The organism is Aquimarina agarilytica ZC1, assembly GCF_000255455.1.
In the GTDB taxonomy this organism is placed as follows: domain Bacteria; phylum Bacteroidota; class Bacteroidia; order Flavobacteriales; family Flavobacteriaceae; genus Aquimarina; species Aquimarina agarilytica.
The window spans coordinates 15851-32797 of the sequence record NZ_JH621284.1; the positions used below are offsets into that span (position 1 = coordinate 15851).

29 protein-coding genes are annotated in these 16947 nt (G+C 36.1%); 2 read left to right on the top strand and 27 right to left on the bottom strand.

The genetic code is table 11. The annotated features are described in order from the left end of the window. The 23 genes from KQA_RS0215545 to KQA_RS20575 form a co-directional block, all read right to left on the bottom strand. Positions 1 to 435, bottom strand: coding sequence for a hypothetical protein (locus KQA_RS0215545; RefSeq protein WP_010182420.1), 435 nt, complete (start codon positions 433 to 435; stop codon positions 1 to 3). 6 nt (positions 436 to 441) lie between these two features. Further along, positions 442 to 960, bottom strand: a complete 519-nt coding sequence (locus KQA_RS0215550) for a D-Ala-D-Ala carboxypeptidase family metallohydrolase (protein ID WP_010182421.1) — start codon at positions 958 to 960, stop codon at positions 442 to 444. Between the two features lie 152 nt (positions 961 to 1112). Next, positions 1113 to 1409 (bottom strand): hypothetical protein, encoded by a 297-nt coding sequence (locus KQA_RS0215555; protein ID WP_010182423.1) that lies wholly within the window; start codon positions 1407 to 1409, stop codon positions 1113 to 1115. Further along, complete coding sequence (locus tag KQA_RS0215560; RefSeq protein WP_010182425.1) at positions 1409 to 1837, bottom strand: hypothetical protein; 429 nt, start codon at positions 1835 to 1837, stop codon at positions 1409 to 1411. The genes KQA_RS0215555 and KQA_RS0215560 overlap by 1 nt, the downstream gene beginning before the upstream one ends. A 10-nt stretch (positions 1838 to 1847) precedes the next feature. Further along, positions 1848 to 2267, bottom strand: a complete 420-nt coding sequence (locus tag KQA_RS0215565; protein ID WP_010182427.1) for a hypothetical protein — start codon at positions 2265 to 2267, stop codon at positions 1848 to 1850. A gap of 6 nt (positions 2268 to 2273) precedes the next feature. Further along, positions 2274 to 2480, bottom strand: a complete 207-nt coding sequence (locus KQA_RS20800) for a hypothetical protein (protein ID WP_157366735.1) — start codon at positions 2478 to 2480, stop codon at positions 2274 to 2276. 139 nt (positions 2481 to 2619) lie between these two features. Continuing rightward, positions 2620 to 2949: a hypothetical protein gene (locus KQA_RS0215575; RefSeq protein ID WP_010182430.1), complete on the bottom strand. Its 330-nt coding sequence runs from the start codon at positions 2947 to 2949 to the stop codon at positions 2620 to 2622. A 319-nt stretch (positions 2950 to 3268) separates the two neighbouring features. Beyond that, positions 3269 to 3505 carry a hypothetical protein gene (locus tag KQA_RS0215585; protein WP_029209624.1) on the bottom strand — a complete coding sequence of 79 codons (237 nt, stop codon included), beginning with the start codon at positions 3503 to 3505 and terminating at the stop codon, positions 3269 to 3271. Next, complete coding sequence (locus KQA_RS0215590) at positions 3502 to 3915, bottom strand: hypothetical protein (RefSeq protein WP_010182433.1); 414 nt, start codon at positions 3913 to 3915, stop codon at positions 3502 to 3504. Before KQA_RS0215590 ends, KQA_RS0215585 begins: the two co-directional genes overlap by 4 nt. Beyond that, complete coding sequence (locus KQA_RS19125; protein WP_010182435.1) at positions 3912 to 4382, bottom strand: peptidoglycan-binding domain-containing protein; 471 nt, start codon at positions 4380 to 4382, stop codon at positions 3912 to 3914. Before KQA_RS19125 ends, KQA_RS0215590 begins: the two co-directional genes overlap by 4 nt. Next, positions 4382 to 4903, bottom strand: coding sequence for a hypothetical protein (locus KQA_RS0215600; protein WP_010182436.1), 522 nt, complete (start codon positions 4901 to 4903; stop codon positions 4382 to 4384). The genes KQA_RS19125 and KQA_RS0215600 overlap by 1 nt, the downstream gene beginning before the upstream one ends. After that, positions 4896 to 5387 carry a hypothetical protein gene (locus KQA_RS0215605; RefSeq protein ID WP_010182437.1) on the bottom strand — a complete coding sequence of 164 codons (492 nt, stop codon included), beginning with the start codon at positions 5385 to 5387 and terminating at the stop codon, positions 4896 to 4898. Before KQA_RS0215605 ends, KQA_RS0215600 begins: the two co-directional genes overlap by 8 nt. Next, positions 5388 to 5831, bottom strand: coding sequence for a hypothetical protein (locus tag KQA_RS0215610; protein ID WP_010182439.1), 444 nt, complete (start codon positions 5829 to 5831; stop codon positions 5388 to 5390). Next, the gene (locus KQA_RS0215615; RefSeq protein ID WP_157366736.1) at positions 5831 to 6028 is read right to left on the bottom strand and encodes a hypothetical protein; all 198 of its coding nucleotides are present in this window, start codon (positions 6026 to 6028) and stop codon (positions 5831 to 5833) included. The genes KQA_RS0215610 and KQA_RS0215615 overlap by 1 nt, the downstream gene beginning before the upstream one ends. Positions 6029 to 6088: 60 nt before the next feature. Then, the gene (locus KQA_RS0215620) at positions 6089 to 6520 is read right to left on the bottom strand and encodes a TIGR02594 family protein (protein WP_010182442.1); all 432 of its coding nucleotides are present in this window, start codon (positions 6518 to 6520) and stop codon (positions 6089 to 6091) included. Continuing rightward, positions 6520 to 8364, bottom strand: coding sequence for a YncE family protein (locus tag KQA_RS0215625; RefSeq protein WP_010182443.1), 1845 nt, complete (start codon positions 8362 to 8364; stop codon positions 6520 to 6522). Before KQA_RS0215625 ends, KQA_RS0215620 begins: the two co-directional genes overlap by 1 nt. Further along, on the bottom strand, positions 8357 to 9112 hold the full coding sequence (locus KQA_RS0215630) for a hypothetical protein (protein WP_010182444.1): 756 nt from the start codon (positions 9110 to 9112) through the stop codon (positions 8357 to 8359). Before KQA_RS0215630 ends, KQA_RS0215625 begins: the two co-directional genes overlap by 8 nt. A gap of 2 nt (positions 9113 to 9114) precedes the next feature. After that, a complete protein-coding gene (locus KQA_RS0215635) occupies positions 9115 to 9600 on the bottom strand; it encodes a hypothetical protein (RefSeq protein WP_010182446.1) in 486 nt (161 codons plus the stop codon). Positions 9601 to 9604: 4 nt separating this feature from the next. After that, a complete protein-coding gene (locus tag KQA_RS0215640; protein ID WP_010182447.1) occupies positions 9605 to 9832 on the bottom strand; it encodes a hypothetical protein in 228 nt (75 codons plus the stop codon). 3 nt (positions 9833 to 9835) lie between these two features. Continuing rightward, on the bottom strand, positions 9836 to 10495 hold the full coding sequence (locus tag KQA_RS0215645; RefSeq protein WP_010182449.1) for a hypothetical protein: 660 nt from the start codon (positions 10493 to 10495) through the stop codon (positions 9836 to 9838). Beyond that, complete coding sequence (locus KQA_RS0215650; RefSeq protein WP_010182450.1) at positions 10485 to 11105, bottom strand: hypothetical protein; 621 nt, start codon at positions 11103 to 11105, stop codon at positions 10485 to 10487. The genes KQA_RS0215645 and KQA_RS0215650 overlap by 11 nt, the downstream gene beginning before the upstream one ends. Before the next feature lie 79 nt (positions 11106 to 11184). Next, positions 11185 to 12063, bottom strand: coding sequence for a hypothetical protein (locus KQA_RS0215655; RefSeq protein WP_010182452.1), 879 nt, complete (start codon positions 12061 to 12063; stop codon positions 11185 to 11187). Positions 12064 to 12135: 72 nt separating this feature from the next. Further along, the gene (locus tag KQA_RS20575; protein ID WP_198283129.1) at positions 12136 to 12303 is read right to left on the bottom strand and encodes a hypothetical protein; all 168 of its coding nucleotides are present in this window, start codon (positions 12301 to 12303) and stop codon (positions 12136 to 12138) included. Positions 12304 to 12471: 168 nt separating this feature from the next. Here KQA_RS20575 and KQA_RS0215665 point away from each other — a divergent pair, with 168 nt between their 5' ends. Then, positions 12472 to 13197 carry a type IV toxin-antitoxin system AbiEi family antitoxin domain-containing protein gene (locus tag KQA_RS0215665; RefSeq protein ID WP_010182453.1) on the top strand — a complete coding sequence of 242 codons (726 nt, stop codon included), beginning with the start codon at positions 12472 to 12474 and terminating at the stop codon, positions 13195 to 13197. Further along, entirely contained in the window at positions 13197 to 14180 is a 984-nt protein-coding gene (locus KQA_RS0215670) for a nucleotidyl transferase AbiEii/AbiGii toxin family protein (protein WP_010182454.1), read from the top strand. The genes KQA_RS0215665 and KQA_RS0215670 overlap by 1 nt, the downstream gene beginning before the upstream one ends. Here the strand turns inward: KQA_RS0215670 and KQA_RS0215675 are convergent. From KQA_RS0215675 to KQA_RS0215690, 4 genes are all read right to left on the bottom strand, one after another. Beyond that, positions 14173 to 15096: a zonular occludens toxin domain-containing protein gene (locus tag KQA_RS0215675; RefSeq protein WP_010182455.1), complete on the bottom strand. Its 924-nt coding sequence runs from the start codon at positions 15094 to 15096 to the stop codon at positions 14173 to 14175. The two genes, KQA_RS0215670 and KQA_RS0215675, sit on opposite strands and share 8 nt — an antisense overlap. Continuing rightward, positions 15077 to 15940 (bottom strand): hypothetical protein, encoded by an 864-nt coding sequence (locus KQA_RS0215680; protein WP_010182458.1) that lies wholly within the window; start codon positions 15938 to 15940, stop codon positions 15077 to 15079. Before KQA_RS0215680 ends, KQA_RS0215675 begins: the two co-directional genes overlap by 20 nt. Positions 15941 to 15944: 4 nt before the next feature. Next, positions 15945 to 16397 (bottom strand): hypothetical protein, encoded by a 453-nt coding sequence (locus KQA_RS0215685; RefSeq protein WP_010182459.1) that lies wholly within the window; start codon positions 16395 to 16397, stop codon positions 15945 to 15947. 119 nt (positions 16398 to 16516) lie between these two features. Continuing rightward, a complete protein-coding gene (locus KQA_RS0215690; protein ID WP_010182460.1) occupies positions 16517 to 16843 on the bottom strand; it encodes a hypothetical protein in 327 nt (108 codons plus the stop codon). Between the last annotated feature and the right edge of the window lie 104 nt (positions 16844 to 16947).

Consider the following 16947-nt stretch of genomic DNA (forward strand, 5'->3'; position numbering starts at 1 on the left):
TTAAAGTTTAAATTTGAATTGATTCGTTTCGAAAAACTGAATTCGACCAATATGTTTTTTATCTTTTTCAATCCCAATGACTTTAAAATTTTCTAAGTTGTTTTTACCTACTATACTGTAGATGTCATTATCACCAAGCGCAAATCCCGAAGAAGCCGTAGGTGCGCTTCCATTCTCTTTAAAACGAACTATTCTCACAAACGAACTACTTGTACTATCTGCTTCTAAAACCAATACTGCAGAAACCGCTTTTTGTGGTACTTGTAGAGACACTGCCTGTGTCGCAGTAATTTCTATGTCTTGATACCCACCTAATGCTTCTGAAATAGGAAAATAGCCTTCTTCTTTGGCTTGAAGCAGAATTAATTCTTCTAGGTAGTTTAATATATCTGCGGTATTCCCTCTAGGGAATGGTCTTTTTTGTATTCTTTCCATATAAATCTACACAAACGGGTTAATAGCTGGTGGCGTACCTGCTGGATATCCCCAAGCTACATATTGTGGTTTATCAGGGTCTACATCTAGGTGAACGAAAGTATTGGCAACTCCTATCCTTGTAAATCCAACTTCTTTAGCGGCTAGCACTAGTTGATTCCTTATGTTTAATGTGCTAATACCAATATCTACTGCGGTACAATTGGAAGTTAAATGAGATGAATTCGATACTCCCCCAACTTTCCGATTCCAATAAGGTGTTCGAACACCAGAAGTAATCCAATCGAAAACAGGATACCCTGTTCGTTCTTCCAATAATTTTAATTTAAGCACTAATTCATTGGCAATGCAAGCACCAGATCCATTAGCGTCAGGACTATCGAAAATACTGTAATCAAAAGCTTCTAAGGCAGCGGCTTCATTTTGCTTACGTTTTAACAACTTTCTAATCAGCAAAAAACTAATTACCGTAAGGAACGCTGAGCCTAAGCCAATATAAAGCTTTATGTTCTTCTCTGATTTCAATAATAGTTACCTTTTACAAGAACAGCTGTTTTTTGATTTCGATTTCTTGTATCGAGCATATAAGTCGCCTCCTACTTTAATGGTATTGAGTACTATAAAAATTCCAAAAACATAGTTTAGTGTAGTATTTCCTTTATTTACATTCATTTGTGTTACTTTTTATATTGACGTATTTCTTCTTCCAGTTCATTAATGCGTTGCTTCTGCTTAATAATAGTTTCATTCATTTGTGCATTTTCAGATTCTAATTTTTCAATACGTTTTTCCATTTTCTCTGACCACTGGACCCAATTTTTTACGACTGTGTTATTTGCCTGAGCATTTAGATTTTGGATTTCAGCCGTTTTAAACTGTTTATGAATTCTATATTGAAATAATAATTCAATGAGCTTCCAAAAGCCCATTGAACTGAAAACAATGCCGACCAATTTTAGAATATCTATTTTCATTAAAAGTCCACAAGTTTTATGGGGTATTCGACAATGTATGGGGTGATATGGAAATAAATCTCTTCTCCGCCTCCTATAATTTCTCCTTCTAAAAAAACATGCCCGTTTTGATCGACATGATATTTAAAGAGATTACCAAAGTTTGAAAATACATACCCAGTTAATGTTACTACTTCACCAAATTGCTCTAAGGCTGGTAAACGAAGAATACGTTCATTATTAAACGTACCCACACCAGCAGTTCTCTTAAGTACAATATTCCCTGTTAGTAAAATATTGTTTTCTGTAATCCTGTACTTATCGAGTGTTGAACCGAAAAAGACACGGCCTTGGTCAATATCATTTTCTTTGATTAAAAAATTCTTGACTTCTGTATTGGTGATGGATGATCTAGAACTGAGATCACTATTGTATACTGAAAAACTCATAAGCTAAAGTTTAAAAACGTTCTAACTGAAACGGTGATTTGATTTGGTAACTGGGAAACTGAAAAACAATTACTTCATTTGGAGTTGTTGTTTTTCCCTCCAAGCGGACATGACCTTTATCATTAATAAAAAAGCGAAAACGGTTACCCCCAACAGAAAAAACATAGTTGAAAAAGATCGTTCCTGAATCAATAAATTCTTGAGGTACTGGTAATCGGAAAATAGGTTCATTAAAAGCATATTCAGTTTTGCCATCAATCCTTCGAAACTGTATATCTCCACCTAGAATAATATGCTCGTCTGTAACTATATATGATGACTTATTCTCAAGAAATTCAATACGGTTTCGAAAAATATCATCGTCTTGTATGGTTACCAATTGATGCTGATTCATATTGGGAGCTGTGTAATTATTTTGATATCCAGACATACTTGATTAATTGATAATGATTACGCCTGTTAGTACCACCGAGACAATAGTCATGGTCTTTGTCCAGAATCGTTGTTTTTGATTTCGATGCCTTTCTAAATCTAGCTTATCTTGCTTCTGAAGTAATTGATCTTTTTGTAGATCTATTACTCGATGTAATTTTTGCTTTTGAATTTTTAATTGCCCGATAATTGTGTCTTTGGTATTCGACAATTTGAAAAGCTCTTCTATTTCCTTCTGTTGTACAAAAAGTAACTGATTATTTAATTTTCCTTGTTCTAAGTGAAATGCAATAATTTTAGATTGAGGAATTGAAAAACAGAAGTGAGTAGCCTTTTCAACTTCTACGATTTTAGGGCTTAAAGTCTGAGAAAAACTGATATAGCTGCATAGTAGAAATAGTATCAAAAAAATGCTCTTTAGATACTTTCTTATTTTGAACCTTTTGCCTTTCAATAGTAATGCTATCCAATAATTGTTTAAGACTGTCTTCATGCTTTTTGTGCTTTAAAATGATACGATTAGTCTGATATACATGATGCTGCAAAGAGTCTATCTCAATATGGAATACTTCGGTTTCCTTGTTATGAGGAAGCATTTCTCTAGGGTTCAATTGAACATAAAATATTCCAACAATGATCAGAGCCATAAGTATAATAGCCATATTTTGAAACCACTTCATGCTTCTTTATTTTGGTTTTTGGCTTGAAAGATGAATTGAATCAACTTGTCAATAATCAGTTTATGAAATACCAAAGCGAAGACAAAAGATTGAAACAAGGTTTCAATATGTTCTAGACTAGAATTTCTGATATAGTAAATGATGATACCATATAGTACACCTATTATTAACACTCTATATCTTTGAGAAATATTCAATTTCTCAAACCATATTTGACTGTATTTGAAATTTGAAATAGCATAAACTAGGAGAATTAATGTTAGGATATATGCCCAATCTAAAGTGTTAAAATATGCGGTAATCTGATCTAAAATAAGTGTCATGTGTTAGCTATTTTAAGTTGTTGTAATTGATTTTGTATGGAGCTCAACTGCCTGTTAGGAATGGTATTTTTTAGTAAATGATGAAACAGAATAACTCCAGTACCTGCTCCTAGAATTGCGAATACTAATTTCCTTAGCATTTCATCGTCCATTTCTAGAGTCACTTCCGTTTTAATACCATCTTCATCCACTAAATTGTGAATCCAGCTTTTTAAATTTCTTTTCTGACTCATTTTAGCTTTACTTTTTTCTTGATCCATTCTTTATAGACTTCCTCGGTAATCTGATCTACTTTCCAAAAACGTTTGACACGGTTTTGTGTCGCTGTGTCGTAAGTACCCATTTTTACTTTTTCCCATCCATGATGTTTTAACAGATGTGCCTGTACTTGTGTAATATGGTCTCCTTGATCTCCTAACTTTATGGGAAACAAACTCCTTTTGGGTTTGCTGTCTTCGAGATCTGCTCCTTTTTCTTTATGCTGTTTTTGCGTCTTAACAATAGGTTTTAGTTCAGATGCTATGGCTGCAGCTGCGACGGCTTCAGACTCACGTTGCTTTTTTAACCAAATATGACCTACAATACCTACAGCTGTAGCTACTCCTACTAAAGCCCCAATTTTAATCCAGTCTTCTTTTTTCATGCCAATCCAGTTTTTTGAAGTGCTGCTTTCATACCATTTATATCCATTCGCGAAAACTGAGTTTTATTAAGGTATTGCTTTGAAGCTTTTAATGTTTTTGGACCAAATATGCCATCGACACCATCTCTGTTTCTGCCTGTTTTCCCGATATCCGCTTTCTTGAATTTTAAAAAGCGCTGCAACACTTTAACATCAGAATGCCTAGAACCGTACTTAATGTAAGGCAGTACATACTTTGATCGCATTCCTCCTGGTCTAGGTTTGGGTATATATTTTTTAATAGGTGTAGGTTTATAGGTAGCGTTTTGAGCTAAAACTTTAGCTTCACCTTTTACCTGTTCTTTTTGCTTCTTTCGAAAATACCAAAAGGCAACTCCACCTAAACTCAATACTGATATTCCTGAAACGATAACCCAAGGTGAAGTAAGGATCTCTTTAAAATTTGTATCTGATATTGTCTTTGTCATTATTTTATAGTGTAATTTGATAGCTTATTTACTGGACGTGTCACATATTGATGTAGCTCTTTCTGTGATAAAAAGCTATTCAAGTGCTCCCACAAATCTTTCTTATATAGATCCCAAAAAGCCTTAGAAAGACTTGCTACTTGTGTTTTATCGGAAAGCTGTTTCCCAAAGATTTGAGCTATTGTTTTTTCATCATCATTGAAAACACCTTTACTATTCTTAATTTTTTTAGCAAGTCGTCTTGCTTTGTCTGGAGCTAATACCTGAATTTGTTTTGGAGCTACCCATTTTTGAACATCATTCAGGTATTTCATATCGAAAGCATTCAGCCAATTAGGAACTTCTCTGGTACGGGCTGTTTCCATTGGAATTAATGATGCTTTTTTAGTTACTGGCTTGCTAGTACGTCTATTTTTACGAAACCGCTCATAAAATGCATAACCTCCAATCCCCAACAGGGGAATCATAATCCCTCCAACAATCCACCAAGTGATGGAACTATCTTCTACATCTTTAGGCATAACTACTTGTTGGTTTTTGTTTTATAATAGTGAGTAACACTTTTATTTCTCGTTCTGAAAAACGATTTTTAATAACTTCAATCAAATGCTTTCCATATTCATCTTGATAGGCTTTAGCTACTTGGGATATCTGTACTTTATCTGATAAAGCTCTAAAAACACTATAGACTTTTGCTTCATCATCGCCACCTTGATACCAAGCTCCCCAGGCACTCTTAATTTTTACAGCATATTGTAGTGCTACTTCTGGCTTAAGTACCTGTATGGTTTTATTAGATTCCCTTTTGATCTTATTTATGAATTCGACATCAAAAGCTTCTTCCCACTGCAAAGCATACGTACCATCCAATATTTGCTGCAATTCATTGTAAATCAATGAAGCTTTATTTGCTCTATGCTGTTTCCTCCATTGTAAAAATCCAAGACCTGCAATTACCATAATACCCGAACTAATGGCTATCGTTTTTATATGTGGTTTCGTCATTTACTTTAAAAACTTTAGTCCTTTGCCTACTGGGGTTAAACTGGCTAAATCTGTAATAGAAATCTCTTTAGTACTATTCTTTAAAACAAGGATCGCTCCCAGTAGTACTACAACAGCCAAAGCTGGAACACCAATAGCAACTACCTTACTCATTTTCTTTCCTAATCCTAAAAAGTTGCCACTTATTTCACTGAGATCCGCTATAGATCGACTAGTGATATTAGATACGTGCAGCTCCTTGTCTTTTAACCAATTCGAAAAAGAAGGTTCTGTCAAACACCCACTATTTGCATTCGATTTCCAAGTCAATAACCATAGCATTTTAGCATGATGTTTCCCTACTTCACGCTGTAATACATTGTAGTAACTGACCCAAATAGGACAGGGGTCTGTACTTTCTGGGACTAGTAATGTGCTGTTATTAACTTGAATTGAAAGTGCCATTAGCCTTTAAAAATTTGTTCTATCTGCTCCTGTAGTTGCTTACTTTTGATACGAGATTTTTCAAAAACAGCCATCAATTGTTTTTTGATGTGTGCTTCTCTAGCTTTAGCTTGAGATGCATTGTAATTGATGTACACCTGTCTTCCGACCCAAAATCCTACAGCAAGTGATAACACAGTTTTCATGGTTGAATTCATTTTATACCGCAGTTTAGCGGATATCATGCTCTCCTTTAAAGTTCAATTAGGTGACTTGGTTCATACAGACGCTAGTCGCCTAAAACCAAGCAATCGATAACTAGGGTAAGCTTTGATATTTACTTGATTGTTCTGATTGCCTCCAAGGCAGTAAATCCATTTTCTATCTTCTGAATACCCTATATAAAATCCTACATGTCCCTTCCAACTTTGTAGTGATTCTCGCCAAAAGATGACAATATCTCCAATACTGGGGTTGTTAACTGTAGTACCTATATTCGCCCATGATCGAGCAGTAAGTTCTCCGCTGTGAACAAAACAGTTCATCTTGGCAACCCAATTGACAAATGCGGAACACCAAGCGGTCTCGTCAGTAGTCACCCAAGACTTACCAATCTCATGGAAATATTTCAGTATCTCAGGATTTTGAGAGTTTTGGTACTCTTTAATTCCGTATTGTGATAGTGCTGTATTGATAAGTGATGTATTCATTAAAATGCATTGTTTAATAATCCTTTACTCATCGTTACTCCTGTTGATTTTCGTGCGGTCTCTGGGAGTAATTGATAAGTATCAAATTGTTTGTGATAAAGAAGTAGCGTGACACGTTGTTTTGGGGGAATTTTTAGAGACCAAGTATTTTTCCCATCAATTACCGCCCCTTTAGCTCCATGTATTTCGGAAGTATTATTGAAGTGTTGTGGACTCGCATATTTGTTTAGAGAAAGTGTTTTACAAACTTCTTTTCCTGAAATTGATCGTTCTATAAACTGTAGTGCATTGATAGATTGCGCTCCTGAATGAATGACCTTGATATGTTCAATTACCGCTGGATTGTGCTGAAAGTTCTCTCGGTATTCTTCGTAATTACTATTGAAGGTAACCGCTGGTTCGCTTTTTATGACTACATCTTTTGTAAGCCCAACGCTATTCGTAGTAATAGAACTATTCAAAATGACATCTTCCTTACTGCTAATAGCCAACCCCGTATCAAACTCGAAGGATGTGAACCTTTCAACAACCGTATTATCATTTGAAATTACCGTATAATCCTGATCCCCTTTGTTTGCTACAAATAATTGTTTTCTCACTGGATGATAGACTATAGCATTTGGAGCATTCCCTACAGCTATGGTTGCTTCAACACCGAAAAACGTTTCACTCAATACAGCAATATAATTTCGATCTGTGGCAGCAAAATACAATTGTTTAGTTTCTGGATTATAACCGAAACTCCCTCGATGAGTCTCTACGGATATTTGACTTGTAACCAACTTATTATACTCCGAATTAAAAACCGTTAAGTACTGTAAAGTGCTATTGAATACATAAATATTTCCATTGCTTTGCTGAATACCAATAGCCCAAGGAGTTCTTATGTGTGTTCCATTAGCACCCGTAATTGTGGTCGTAACACGACTACCAACTTCTACTTTAGTAAGATCATGTGAAACTAAATTGGCAATGTAAAGGGAATCATTAAACTCATTAAATTCAATAGCAATAGGACGTTTCCCCGTAGGAATACTGCTGATAACATTGAAATTAAGGTCAATTTCATACATAGCATTTGAAACCGAACCTACCACATAAACATATCCATAAGTACTACTTGAACTGTTTGTATTTAGCGTTATATCTACAGGTGAAATACCTCCTACAAAACCTGACCCCAATGTTACTTCTGCAACTATAGCTCCCGAAGTATCTAATACCGAAACTGAATCAGATAACTGATTCACTACATAAAATAGATTGTTTTTGGGATTATACAGGGCATTTTGTGGGTGTACTCCAACAGGTATCTGTAATGCAGATTGTTCCGTTTTCGCTACAACCTCTGTAGTCTCTACCCTACTGTTTGCGCCCCATAAGTCTACTTTTTGAAACTGATCTGTATTATTGCTAAGGGTAACTTGAGTGGTCTCGAAATGTGCTGCCAAATAGCTCTGATGCTCTTGAAATGACGACACATCAGGTGAATATGATTGGGGAACCTTAAAATCCTTTGCTAATACCTCTCCTTGTTGTGCTATACGTTTAAAATTGCTCTTATTCTTCTTTGGCTGTACTCGTTTTTCATTTCTTTTTTTAGCTGTCGAACCAACATCGATAACGCCTTGTTTCGTTCCCCATTTCGCTAACCATTTTTTGTATTTAGGAGAATTGATTTCTTCAGGACTCCAAGAATTGACGTACTGATCTTCTTCATTTGTTACCATTGAAGGATCGACTTCAATAGGTGCTTTAGTAACCTTTTGAAGTTTCGAAACAATATAAGCTCCAATACCAACACTCGTTAATGCAGCTAAACCCAAATACGCGTTTTTATGCATTGAACTTGTACTTTTTGATAAACTCTAAAACATCTTGAGTTCTACTTATGTGACGAGGACCTACCAATTCTGGATTTTTACCGAACACTTTAGTCACGGCATAAACCGCTTCAATCACAGGAAAACCATAATCCAAGTATTTTTTCATTCCACATAAATCAGCTTCTGTCTGACTCCTTGTGTTTAAAAACCAGTGACAACCTTCGTGTGCTAGAATGGCTACACGAACGGGAATAGTATACCCTAAAAAAAGACGTTGTGAAATTTGCACCCTTGGCATTTTGCGATGTGTCCTTGCGGGAGTAATTAATTCTTTACCAAAATCATCAGTGATTCTAGGTAGATAATGAAATAAGAACTCTTGATTAGGGCTATCGTAAAAGCCAGTATTCGTGTATCCTGCCTTCTGGGCAAAGTTTATAGCAAATTCCATAAAACGATGTTCTGATGCATTTGCCCAAATGGGTTTGACAGGGAGTTCTTCTATTGCTAAGTCCTCTACCTGAAAAGCATAATCTTCTTGGCTGTTTTTATCAAAAGCAGCCAATTCTAATACCTCAGGGGAAACAGGTAAGGCAATAATAAATTCCCTAGTACTTGGTCCTTTAAAAAATGCCTTTCTTTTAAAATAATACGAGTGTCGATACCGAGGATCATACACCTGTAATCCTAATTCGAAAGGCATTGTAGCTTTAATTTTTAAACGTATTTGAAAACGTCGCTGCGCAGCAGGAATGGGAATAATCATAATTAAACTCCAGGATAAGTTGGTTTTCTAGATTGTATAACTATTGCTCCAATCACTCCTGTTACTACTACACCTCCTAAAATATACCATCCGATAGGTGTTTTCGTGGTCTCTTCTGGTTTAGCTATAGATGAGTTGGTATCAACTATAGAATTCCTTGTAGGAGAATACGAAATTGTATCCGCAACATAAGGTGAAGTACTTACAGGACTCGTTATAGGTATTTTAGGGGTACTTAAAATAGTAGGTGCTACTCTTCTAATTTTTGAAATGATTCTTCTACGCCTTGGTTTTATAGCAGTTCTTCTCGCAATGCGTATATTGCTTCGTTGATTTCTCCGACGTATTCTTGCGCTGCGACGTTTATTTCTTAAAGCTTCCACAGCGGCGCGAGACCTACGTTTTCTTCTTCGTCTGAAAATAAAATTATCGTATTCATCATCTGCATGGTGACCGTTCACCAAATGTTCTGTTTCTCCTGTAATCATAATGCTAAAAAATTTCTAGGATACGTAGTCTGCTATTTTGAGGATCATAGTCTATGGATTCATAGCCCTTCCCTACAAATGGATAGCTTTTAGCTTCTCCAACCGCTAGGGACACACCATTCACCATAGCGATATCATTTCCTATATTTTTAATGGAAGCTGCCAAAAAACCATCGGCAATCGTCCCTTTTATAGCGACTTCCTTTTCTTGTATACTTGCTAAAATATTCATGGACTAAGGCATCGGAGGTGACACGGGTGTTGACATCGGGTATGGATAAGAAGGTTTATTTTGACGCATCATAAATACTGCTCCTAATCCTAGTACTAATACTCCGCCACCAACCATCAACATCGTTTGTGTTTTACGTTTCGAATCGGCTTCTCTTTTGACTTGTTCCTCTCTCCTTCTGCGATCTTCCTCCTCTCTTCGTCTTCGGGCTTCTGCTTCTCGACGAAGTTGCTCTTGCCTCATTTGCTGAATACGCTGCTCGAAGCGTCTTCGTTCTCTTGCTAGGGATATAGAACTACTAGATGAACTACTGCTACGAGAAGATGATCTTGATGCTCTTCGTGCTCTACGACGTGCCTTTCTTTTCCGAATGATTCCTCCAACAAGACCTACTGCTCCTTTTATCAACCCTCCTAAAAATTGATCTTCTTCTGTGGGGTTTAATTGAACAATTAGTCTTTCTAAAGCCTTTTCAAAAGAGGGATCTCCTTCATCTAACTTCTCTAAAATTGCTTCACTAAAACTTTTTGCTGTTGGAGTACCTTTAAAAATAAGACCGTAATCTTCTAATAACTTTTTTACAGCTTCTGGGTAACTAGCAACTAAGAGTGCAATATGATTCATTACCTGATCATACTGTCTTTGTATTCGTTTATTTTCCATGAATGGTAGATATTTTTAAACCATGACCCACTAAAATCCCTGCGATGAATACCATACCAAATAGTATCAAATCATCTTTGGAAATCCCTTTGGATTCCTTAGTGTTCATGTTTTTTTCTTGCGTTTTATTTTCTTGTTTTCGTAAGCGAAGTTCATTCCATATCAGTTGTACTTCTTGGGCAAGTGTTTTATTTTCCGGATCGTCTTCACTATTCTGAGTCACTTTACGATAGTAAGTTTCTAGTTCCTTATCCGAATACGTATCGAACTGTCCCAAGAAATGATCTTCATCCCCCGCCCCTTTGTAACCACTATGACCGCAGCTTTTACATGAAGTTCCTGATGCATTCAAAGTCTTTTGATTACAAGCCCTACAATGTGAAGTATTTGTTTCTTTTAAAGAAAGAATGGCTTTAGTATCAGGATGAAGCGATAATAATTGTTCCGTTACCTTTCTGCCTTCTTTTCGAATCAAAGCCTTTATGCTTTTAACTAAGGAAACCTTGTCTTTAGGAACTTCAAAACCATAATTATACAGGAGCTTACCAGCTTCTTTAGGCTTATGAAATACGATATAATCGATTTTATTCTGAGCTTGTGTCATCGTCATAGTGGATAAAAAAACAGCCAAAGCAAGGGAAGTAAATGCCTCTACTCTGGCTGATATGAATGAACTTTAAAACTTACGTCTATCGTCTTCTTCGTCTTAATCTAGAGATGCGACGTGTAGATCGACTTACAGGTCTACGTCTTACAATTCTTCTACGTCTTCGCCTTGGGCGTAAGCCGAAAGCTCTGGGTTTACGTCTACGTTTTAAGTCTAATTGTGGTAAACCTGTAGTACGTGGAGCTCTCGATAACTCTGCTACATTATACCCTTTTAGTAAGTTTCCAAGATTAGCTCGAGCTTTTATTGTAAAGGTAAATACCGCTGTTACTCCAGCTTCGATACGTACACGCATTGCATCTTGACCTGTAACATCCATTTCGAAGTTATCATCATCGATCAAGCTTTGTGTAAAGTTTTGTGGGGATGTAGCATTACGAGGTTGATACACACGGGTTGTCTTCGATCCTGCTGCGGTTCTACGTTCAATGCGTAGTACATTATCAAATTGCAATGGATTACTAACCGAGTATTTCATCCCTGCAATCTTGAAAGGATTCGATTTACTCTCCTCTCTAACTTCTTTATGAGAAGATTCCTCTATTTCTACTGCTACTCCTTGAGGTTGATCCAATCCTGCATTTCCTCCAAATATCACAGCTTCTGCTGCTACATCAGAGGTATTGGTAACCACTACGGTTAAAGTACGGTCATTAGGGTCAATCTTTCCTATAGAAGACCTTGTATAGTCGTCATAACCGTCATCATCGTATGCTCCTTCGTCGTCGTAGTCATCATAATCATCGTAATCGTCCTCGAAGTCATCATCATAGCCATCTTCATCCAGACCCTCAAAGCCTGTGTCAAAATCATCTTCCTCGTCTTCGTAGCTATCGTAATCATCAAATTGATCTTCCGCAGCTTCTTCATAACGGGCTAATTCGTCGTTGTAATCTGTCATAATTCTTTATGTTTTATTCTTGAATAATCAAGAGTGATAGTTTTGTATTGATTATTGAAAGTGGGTTACCAACTACTTTTTCGTAGTACCTGTAATTCCTTTTTTCTTTTCGGCTTCTTTTTTAGCTTTCATTTTTTGAATCATAGGAGCTATTAAAAAAGTTCCTAAAGCCAAGCCAGCTACCCCTGCTCCTACGCAGTAAAGAATCGGTGTCCAGGCAATGTCATTTTCTTGTGTCATCTTAATGTGGTTTTAACACGGATTAATTAATCTTTCGATGACGAAGTTGACGTTTAACCATCTACATTCCGCTGATAGTATTTGAACTATGGAACAATTTTTGCTTAAAATTTCTAGTAAAACATATTAAAAACTTGACATATTATAAACTTATAGTACCTTTGTAAAATGAATACGACAGCGTACATATCTCAAAAAATTAGTCAATTCCCTTCTGGAAAGGTATTTGACTACGATGATTTGTCTATCGATCGAAATCAAATGAGTGCTGCTGCTAAAGCTCTAAGCCGTATGGTTTCTGAAGGAAAAATTGAACGCTTCAAAAAGGGCAAATATTATATTCCTGAAAAAACGGTTTTTGGAAAACTCAAACCAAGTGACACCGAAGTTTTAAACACCTACCTTTTCAATAAGAAAAAACAAGTGGCTTATATTACTGGAACTCGTTTATACAACAGTCTTGGACTTACTACCCAAGTCCCTGTAACATTTACTATCGCAAGCTGGGACAAACAATTCAATAAAGATTTTGGAAAGCTTCGGGTTAAGTCTACTAAAAGTTATTTGCCAATTACCAGTACCAACGTTTCTTACTTACAAGTGTTGGATGTAATAAAAGACTTTAAACGAATCCCCGATACTGAAAACAGTGTCATACTTCAATTTCTAAAAAAAACACTTTCTAAATATTCTAGTAATGATTTAAAACGCATTGTCACCTATGCTAAAGCGTATCCTCCAAAAGTAAATGCACTTTTAGGTGCTATTTTAGAAGCATTACAAATCACTACTTTTTCTAAACAGCTACAAAGGAAAATCAATACCTTGAGCCGCTATTCTTTTGGAATACTAGAAACAGAACTTCCAACCATTAAGAACTGGAACATTAATTAATGACTTTACACGAGAATAAAAGTACTTTCGAGGCTGCCGTAAAAATAACAGCCGAACATTTTGGTATTCCTGAAGTGATGGTCGAAAAGGATTATTGGGTCACTTTTGCTTTAAAACAATTGTTTACCAATGAAGCCGTTAAAGATGCTATCGTATTTAAAGGAGGAACAGCACTTTCAAAATGTTATCGTCTCATCGAACGGTTTTCTGAAGATATTGATCTAGTTATGATCATAGATGACGAAATGAGTGGAGCTGCGATCAAGGTTTTACTAAAAAAGATTACCTCTAGTGTTTCAGAGCCTTTGATTTCTATTGATAAACACCCACTAGAAAACAAAAAAGGAAAACTTAGAAAAGTAGCTTTTGGATATCAAAAAGTAGATGTTTCAGGTAGTTTGGGTCAAGTGCGTGATGAAATTATTGTAGAAGTTTCTGCATTAGGTAGCCCGTATCCCTGTGAGACCTTTGAGGTATATTCTCTTATTGCTAGGTATATTGGACAGACGGAAAATCTACAATTAATACAGCAATTTGAACTGACTCCATTTCCTGTAAAAGTACTGGGACTTACTCGAACATTTTGTGAGAAAATTATCAGCCTTGTTCGCTTTTCTTATACCAATGATCCTTTACAGAGTTTAGCGGATAAAGTGCGTCACACCTATGATTTACATTTTTTACTTCAAGAACAAAGCATTAAGCAATTTTTAAAGAGTAAAGATTTTGAAGTAATGTTATTACAAGTAGGTCTAGATGATGATAAAGCCATCCCTAATGATAAAGAATGGCTATATAATCATCCATCAAAAGCATTGATCTTTTCTGAATTGGAAGCTACTTGGAAACAGCTATCCATTACTTACAATGGCATTTTTAAAGAGCTTACTTATGGTAATCCTCCTGAGGCAGAAGAAATTCTTGTATCATTAATGTTAATCAAAGAAAGATTGAAAAGTGCTTCTTGGTCTATTGCTAAATAATAGAACCACTTTGGCTATGGTATTTTAATTTATCAGAAATCATCTTGATAATCGCTTCATTTTTGGTTTTGTACAGGGCATCTCCTTCAAAGTCAGTCTCATTAAGCAGCATTTTCACTTTACGACCTTCTTCTTGATCGATAAACTTTTTAGAAGCTCTGATAAACGCGGACCTACTACATCCCATAATACGCTGTTCTCGCATATTGACATACACAAAAAAGCTTTTTTGAATTTTATACTCCTGTTCGGTGATTTCACCTTTTGCAAAAGCATTTGAGCATAGTTCGTACTGCTCATCTACAATGAGCTGGGCAATACGTACCATTTCATATTTTGGGATACGTTCTCGATACCTGGTCACATCATCTACCTGATGGTGCAATCGAAGCCAAGTACAGTTTTGCCACTCAGAAGTGGTAACCTTTGCCACAGATTGATGAGTTAGCAGAATATCGATTCCTTTATGACGTACCGTACATAAAGCCCCAATCATAGATTGCCCTTTAGCCCCTGTCATATAATGATCAATGTCATCGAGTACGACCAAACCATTTTTGTAATGCTTCATGATTTTAGTAATCACTTCCTTCTTAGCATCGTTATCCATGGGAGTCCCGTCAGACAAAAAAGGACGAATACGTCTAGCTGCTACTTTAGTTAGCGCCTTAAGATGATTAGGACTTACCGTTCTAAAACGAGGATAATCATCATCATTCGTATCAAAAGCCAATACCTTTCTTCCTTTTTTACCCACAGCCAAATGATCCATCATATAGCGTTGAATCTCTTGCTTGTTTCGATAGGTCTTCCCTACTCCTGTTTCTCCACAAACCAACATAATCATGGGTTGACGTTCTAGATCTTCTTTTAGGTAAGAAATACGTTTTCTTCCTCTAGTGGATTTCTGCTGCATCTGCTATCGGATTTTCTTTGGATTCTACAATAGATGAAGTTTCTTCTATCTCTCCTTTCTCTTCTTCCTCATCTAAAGATTCTTTTTTTTGTTTTTCGCTAGTTGAAACAACTGTCTCTCCCTTTTCTTCTTTTATGATTTGAAGAATACGTCCTTCTAGCAAACTATTTTCTGCACGAACCTCCATCACTACTTGTGCTTTCTTGACTAGAATGGAAATGATAGCGCCAATCAGTTGTTGTTCCGGAGTAAGCTTCTTGGCTTTCTTCTTCAGTACTTGAGCTAACAAAGGGCGTAATAAAGCTTGATCTTCTTTATCTAGCTTGATACGCTCTACATTAGTTGTATTTTGCTCATCAATCAGTTGAATGATTTCTTCAAACTCAAAGAACGCTTCGTGCTTGTTGATTTTCACAAAATAACCACCACCAACTTCTAGTAAATTATTGGTCATCCCTAAAAGAGCATCTGCTGCTTGTGTAGCTTGGGCATTCGATAATAACTCTACATCAGCTTCTTCTTGAATGGTTACTTCTTCAGAGCTGTTAGCTTCAAAAGTTTGCTCGGGTGCATCTAGTGGTGCGGCAGCTTTTTCCTGGGCAATGGTTTCTTCGGTAGTTTCTCGAAAGTCTTTTGGATGTTTGGTTTGTGATGAACCTCCTTCTTCTGGTTTCCAAACGTTCCAGTTGGAATTCTCTTGAAGTTGTTTTTCTCCTCCAATATCTTTTTCTATAACTGGCTGATTTAAGGGGCTACTATCTTCTCCCTGTATAACTTCGAAAGAAATATCTTCGGGGGTTTCTGTAAGCACTTCTTGTACCTCTTTGCTGATATCGTCTTGCATGGCTTTAGTTTAACTTGGCTAAAAAATTAATAACATGATCTTCCAAAAGTTTGAATTTGGAGATATAGTCTTTATAGAATTGAGGAATAGAAAGTATTTCCTCACACTTATGATAGTTGTAAAGTATCGCTCTCTTGGATTGCCCAAAGTGCTCTCCTATAATGGCATAGCTACTATCGGTATATTTTTTCAAGAGATAATAGCATGACATACGAGCTTCCTTATACTCTTGTACTGCACTACTGTAAAATTGTGGTTCCTGAAGCTGGAAGATTTCTATACTCTTAGCAACCAAAAAAACAAGTAAAAGCTTCGCTTTCTCATCATCTTTGGCTTTAAGGGTAGTATTATTGGTAAGGCTTTGGATGATTTCCAAAGTCTTATGTAGACCAAACTTCCCTAAAAGTTGGTCTATGCTGGACTGTAAATCCTGATAATTGGGTGAAGTTTTTTCCATCGTTTTGAACTTCTTGGTTGAAGTGCCAAACTAGGAAATGTTGTTTTTTATCTATTTTTTAATTGTTTGTCATTGATTTTTCAACGGTTTACATTTCTTCTAAATTAAAGTACCCGATACTATCTTTTATTTTGAATAAGTTCACTATAAAATTGTAAAGCAAGTGCATTAATGGATTCTATATTATCTAAATTCACTTTTTCTGTATATTTCTTTTGTATTTCACAAAATGAATCTAAAATCTCTTCGGTAACTTTAAAGCCCATTAAAGCCAATATCACCCCTGCTAAATTGGGATCATATCGAAATCTATCAAACCCTACACTGGCTAAATCATCCATAAACTTTGTTCCCTCCAGCTCCTTTCTTATCAAGAAAAGAGTCAAGTCTTGTTGATTAGATAATTGAAATAATGAAGCGCTTGTCTGTTTAATATCTATTTCCATAATCTATACTGAATTAGTTATTTTCTCGTTTGATTATGATTTGGTGGATACTCCGTTTCGATTTGTGCCAGTAATTTCGGAGTAAACCGTGCCACGTATTTCGG

What these genes read in the sequence shown, in the direction of transcription:
- KQA_RS0215575 (WP_010182430.1), bottom strand. Translation starts at nt 2,949, where the DNA reads ATGAAGTGGTTTCAAAATATGGCTATTATACTTATGGCTCTGATCATT.
- KQA_RS0215620 (WP_010182442.1), bottom strand. Translation starts at nt 6,520, where the DNA reads ATGAATACATCACTTATCAATACAGCACTATCACAATACGGAATTAAA.
- KQA_RS0215665 (WP_010182453.1), top strand. Translation starts at nt 12,472, where the DNA reads ATGAATACGACAGCGTACATATCTCAAAAAATTAGTCAATTCCCTTCT.
- KQA_RS0215615 (WP_157366736.1), bottom strand. Translation starts at nt 6,028, where the DNA reads ATGAATTCAACCATGAAAACTGTGTTATCACTTGCTGTAGGATTTTGG.
- KQA_RS0215680 (WP_010182458.1), bottom strand. Translation starts at nt 15,940, where the DNA reads ATGCAAGACGATATCAGCAAAGAGGTACAAGAAGTGCTTACAGAAACC.
- KQA_RS0215635 (WP_010182446.1), bottom strand. Translation starts at nt 9,600, where the DNA reads ATGATTACAGGAGAAACAGAACATTTGGTGAACGGTCACCATGCAGAT.
- KQA_RS0215625 (WP_010182443.1), bottom strand. Translation starts at nt 8,364, where the DNA reads ATGCATAAAAACGCGTATTTGGGTTTAGCTGCATTAACGAGTGTTGGT.
- KQA_RS0215560 (WP_010182425.1), bottom strand. Translation starts at nt 1,837, where the DNA reads ATGAGTTTTTCAGTATACAATAGTGATCTCAGTTCTAGATCATCCATC.
- KQA_RS0215690 (WP_010182460.1), bottom strand. Translation starts at nt 16,843, where the DNA reads ATGGAAATAGATATTAAACAGACAAGCGCTTCATTATTTCAATTATCT.
- KQA_RS0215675 (WP_010182455.1), bottom strand. Translation starts at nt 15,096, where the DNA reads ATGCAGCAGAAATCCACTAGAGGAAGAAAACGTATTTCTTACCTAAAA.
- KQA_RS0215600 (WP_010182436.1), bottom strand. Translation starts at nt 4,903, where the DNA reads ATGCCTAAAGATGTAGAAGATAGTTCCATCACTTGGTGGATTGTTGGA.
- KQA_RS0215685 (WP_010182459.1), bottom strand. Translation starts at nt 16,397, where the DNA reads ATGGAAAAAACTTCACCCAATTATCAGGATTTACAGTCCAGCATAGAC.
- KQA_RS0215585 (WP_029209624.1), bottom strand. Translation starts at nt 3,505, where the DNA reads ATGAGTCAGAAAAGAAATTTAAAAAGCTGGATTCACAATTTAGTGGAT.
- KQA_RS0215610 (WP_010182439.1), bottom strand. Translation starts at nt 5,831, where the DNA reads ATGGCACTTTCAATTCAAGTTAATAACAGCACATTACTAGTCCCAGAA.
- KQA_RS0215650 (WP_010182450.1), bottom strand. Translation starts at nt 11,105, where the DNA reads ATGACGATGACACAAGCTCAGAATAAAATCGATTATATCGTATTTCAT.
- KQA_RS0215645 (WP_010182449.1), bottom strand. Translation starts at nt 10,495, where the DNA reads ATGGAAAATAAACGAATACAAAGACAGTATGATCAGGTAATGAATCAT.
- KQA_RS0215655 (WP_010182452.1), bottom strand. Translation starts at nt 12,063, where the DNA reads ATGACAGATTACAACGACGAATTAGCCCGTTATGAAGAAGCTGCGGAA.
- KQA_RS0215590 (WP_010182433.1), bottom strand. Translation starts at nt 3,915, where the DNA reads ATGAAAAAAGAAGACTGGATTAAAATTGGGGCTTTAGTAGGAGTAGCT.
- KQA_RS0215630 (WP_010182444.1), bottom strand. Translation starts at nt 9,112, where the DNA reads ATGATTATTCCCATTCCTGCTGCGCAGCGACGTTTTCAAATACGTTTA.
- KQA_RS0215565 (WP_010182427.1), bottom strand. Translation starts at nt 2,267, where the DNA reads ATGTCTGGATATCAAAATAATTACACAGCTCCCAATATGAATCAGCAT.
- KQA_RS0215670 (WP_010182454.1), top strand. Translation starts at nt 13,197, where the DNA reads ATGACTTTACACGAGAATAAAAGTACTTTCGAGGCTGCCGTAAAAATA.
- KQA_RS0215545 (WP_010182420.1), bottom strand. Translation starts at nt 435, where the DNA reads ATGGAAAGAATACAAAAAAGACCATTCCCTAGAGGGAATACCGCAGAT.
- KQA_RS0215640 (WP_010182447.1), bottom strand. Translation starts at nt 9,832, where the DNA reads ATGAATATTTTAGCAAGTATACAAGAAAAGGAAGTCGCTATAAAAGGG.
- KQA_RS0215605 (WP_010182437.1), bottom strand. Translation starts at nt 5,387, where the DNA reads ATGACGAAACCACATATAAAAACGATAGCCATTAGTTCGGGTATTATG.
- KQA_RS19125 (WP_010182435.1), bottom strand. Translation starts at nt 4,382, where the DNA reads ATGACAAAGACAATATCAGATACAAATTTTAAAGAGATCCTTACTTCA.
- KQA_RS0215555 (WP_010182423.1), bottom strand. Translation starts at nt 1,409, where the DNA reads ATGAAAATAGATATTCTAAAATTGGTCGGCATTGTTTTCAGTTCAATG.
- KQA_RS20575 (WP_198283129.1), bottom strand. Translation starts at nt 12,303, where the DNA reads ATGACACAAGAAAATGACATTGCCTGGACACCGATTCTTTACTGCGTA.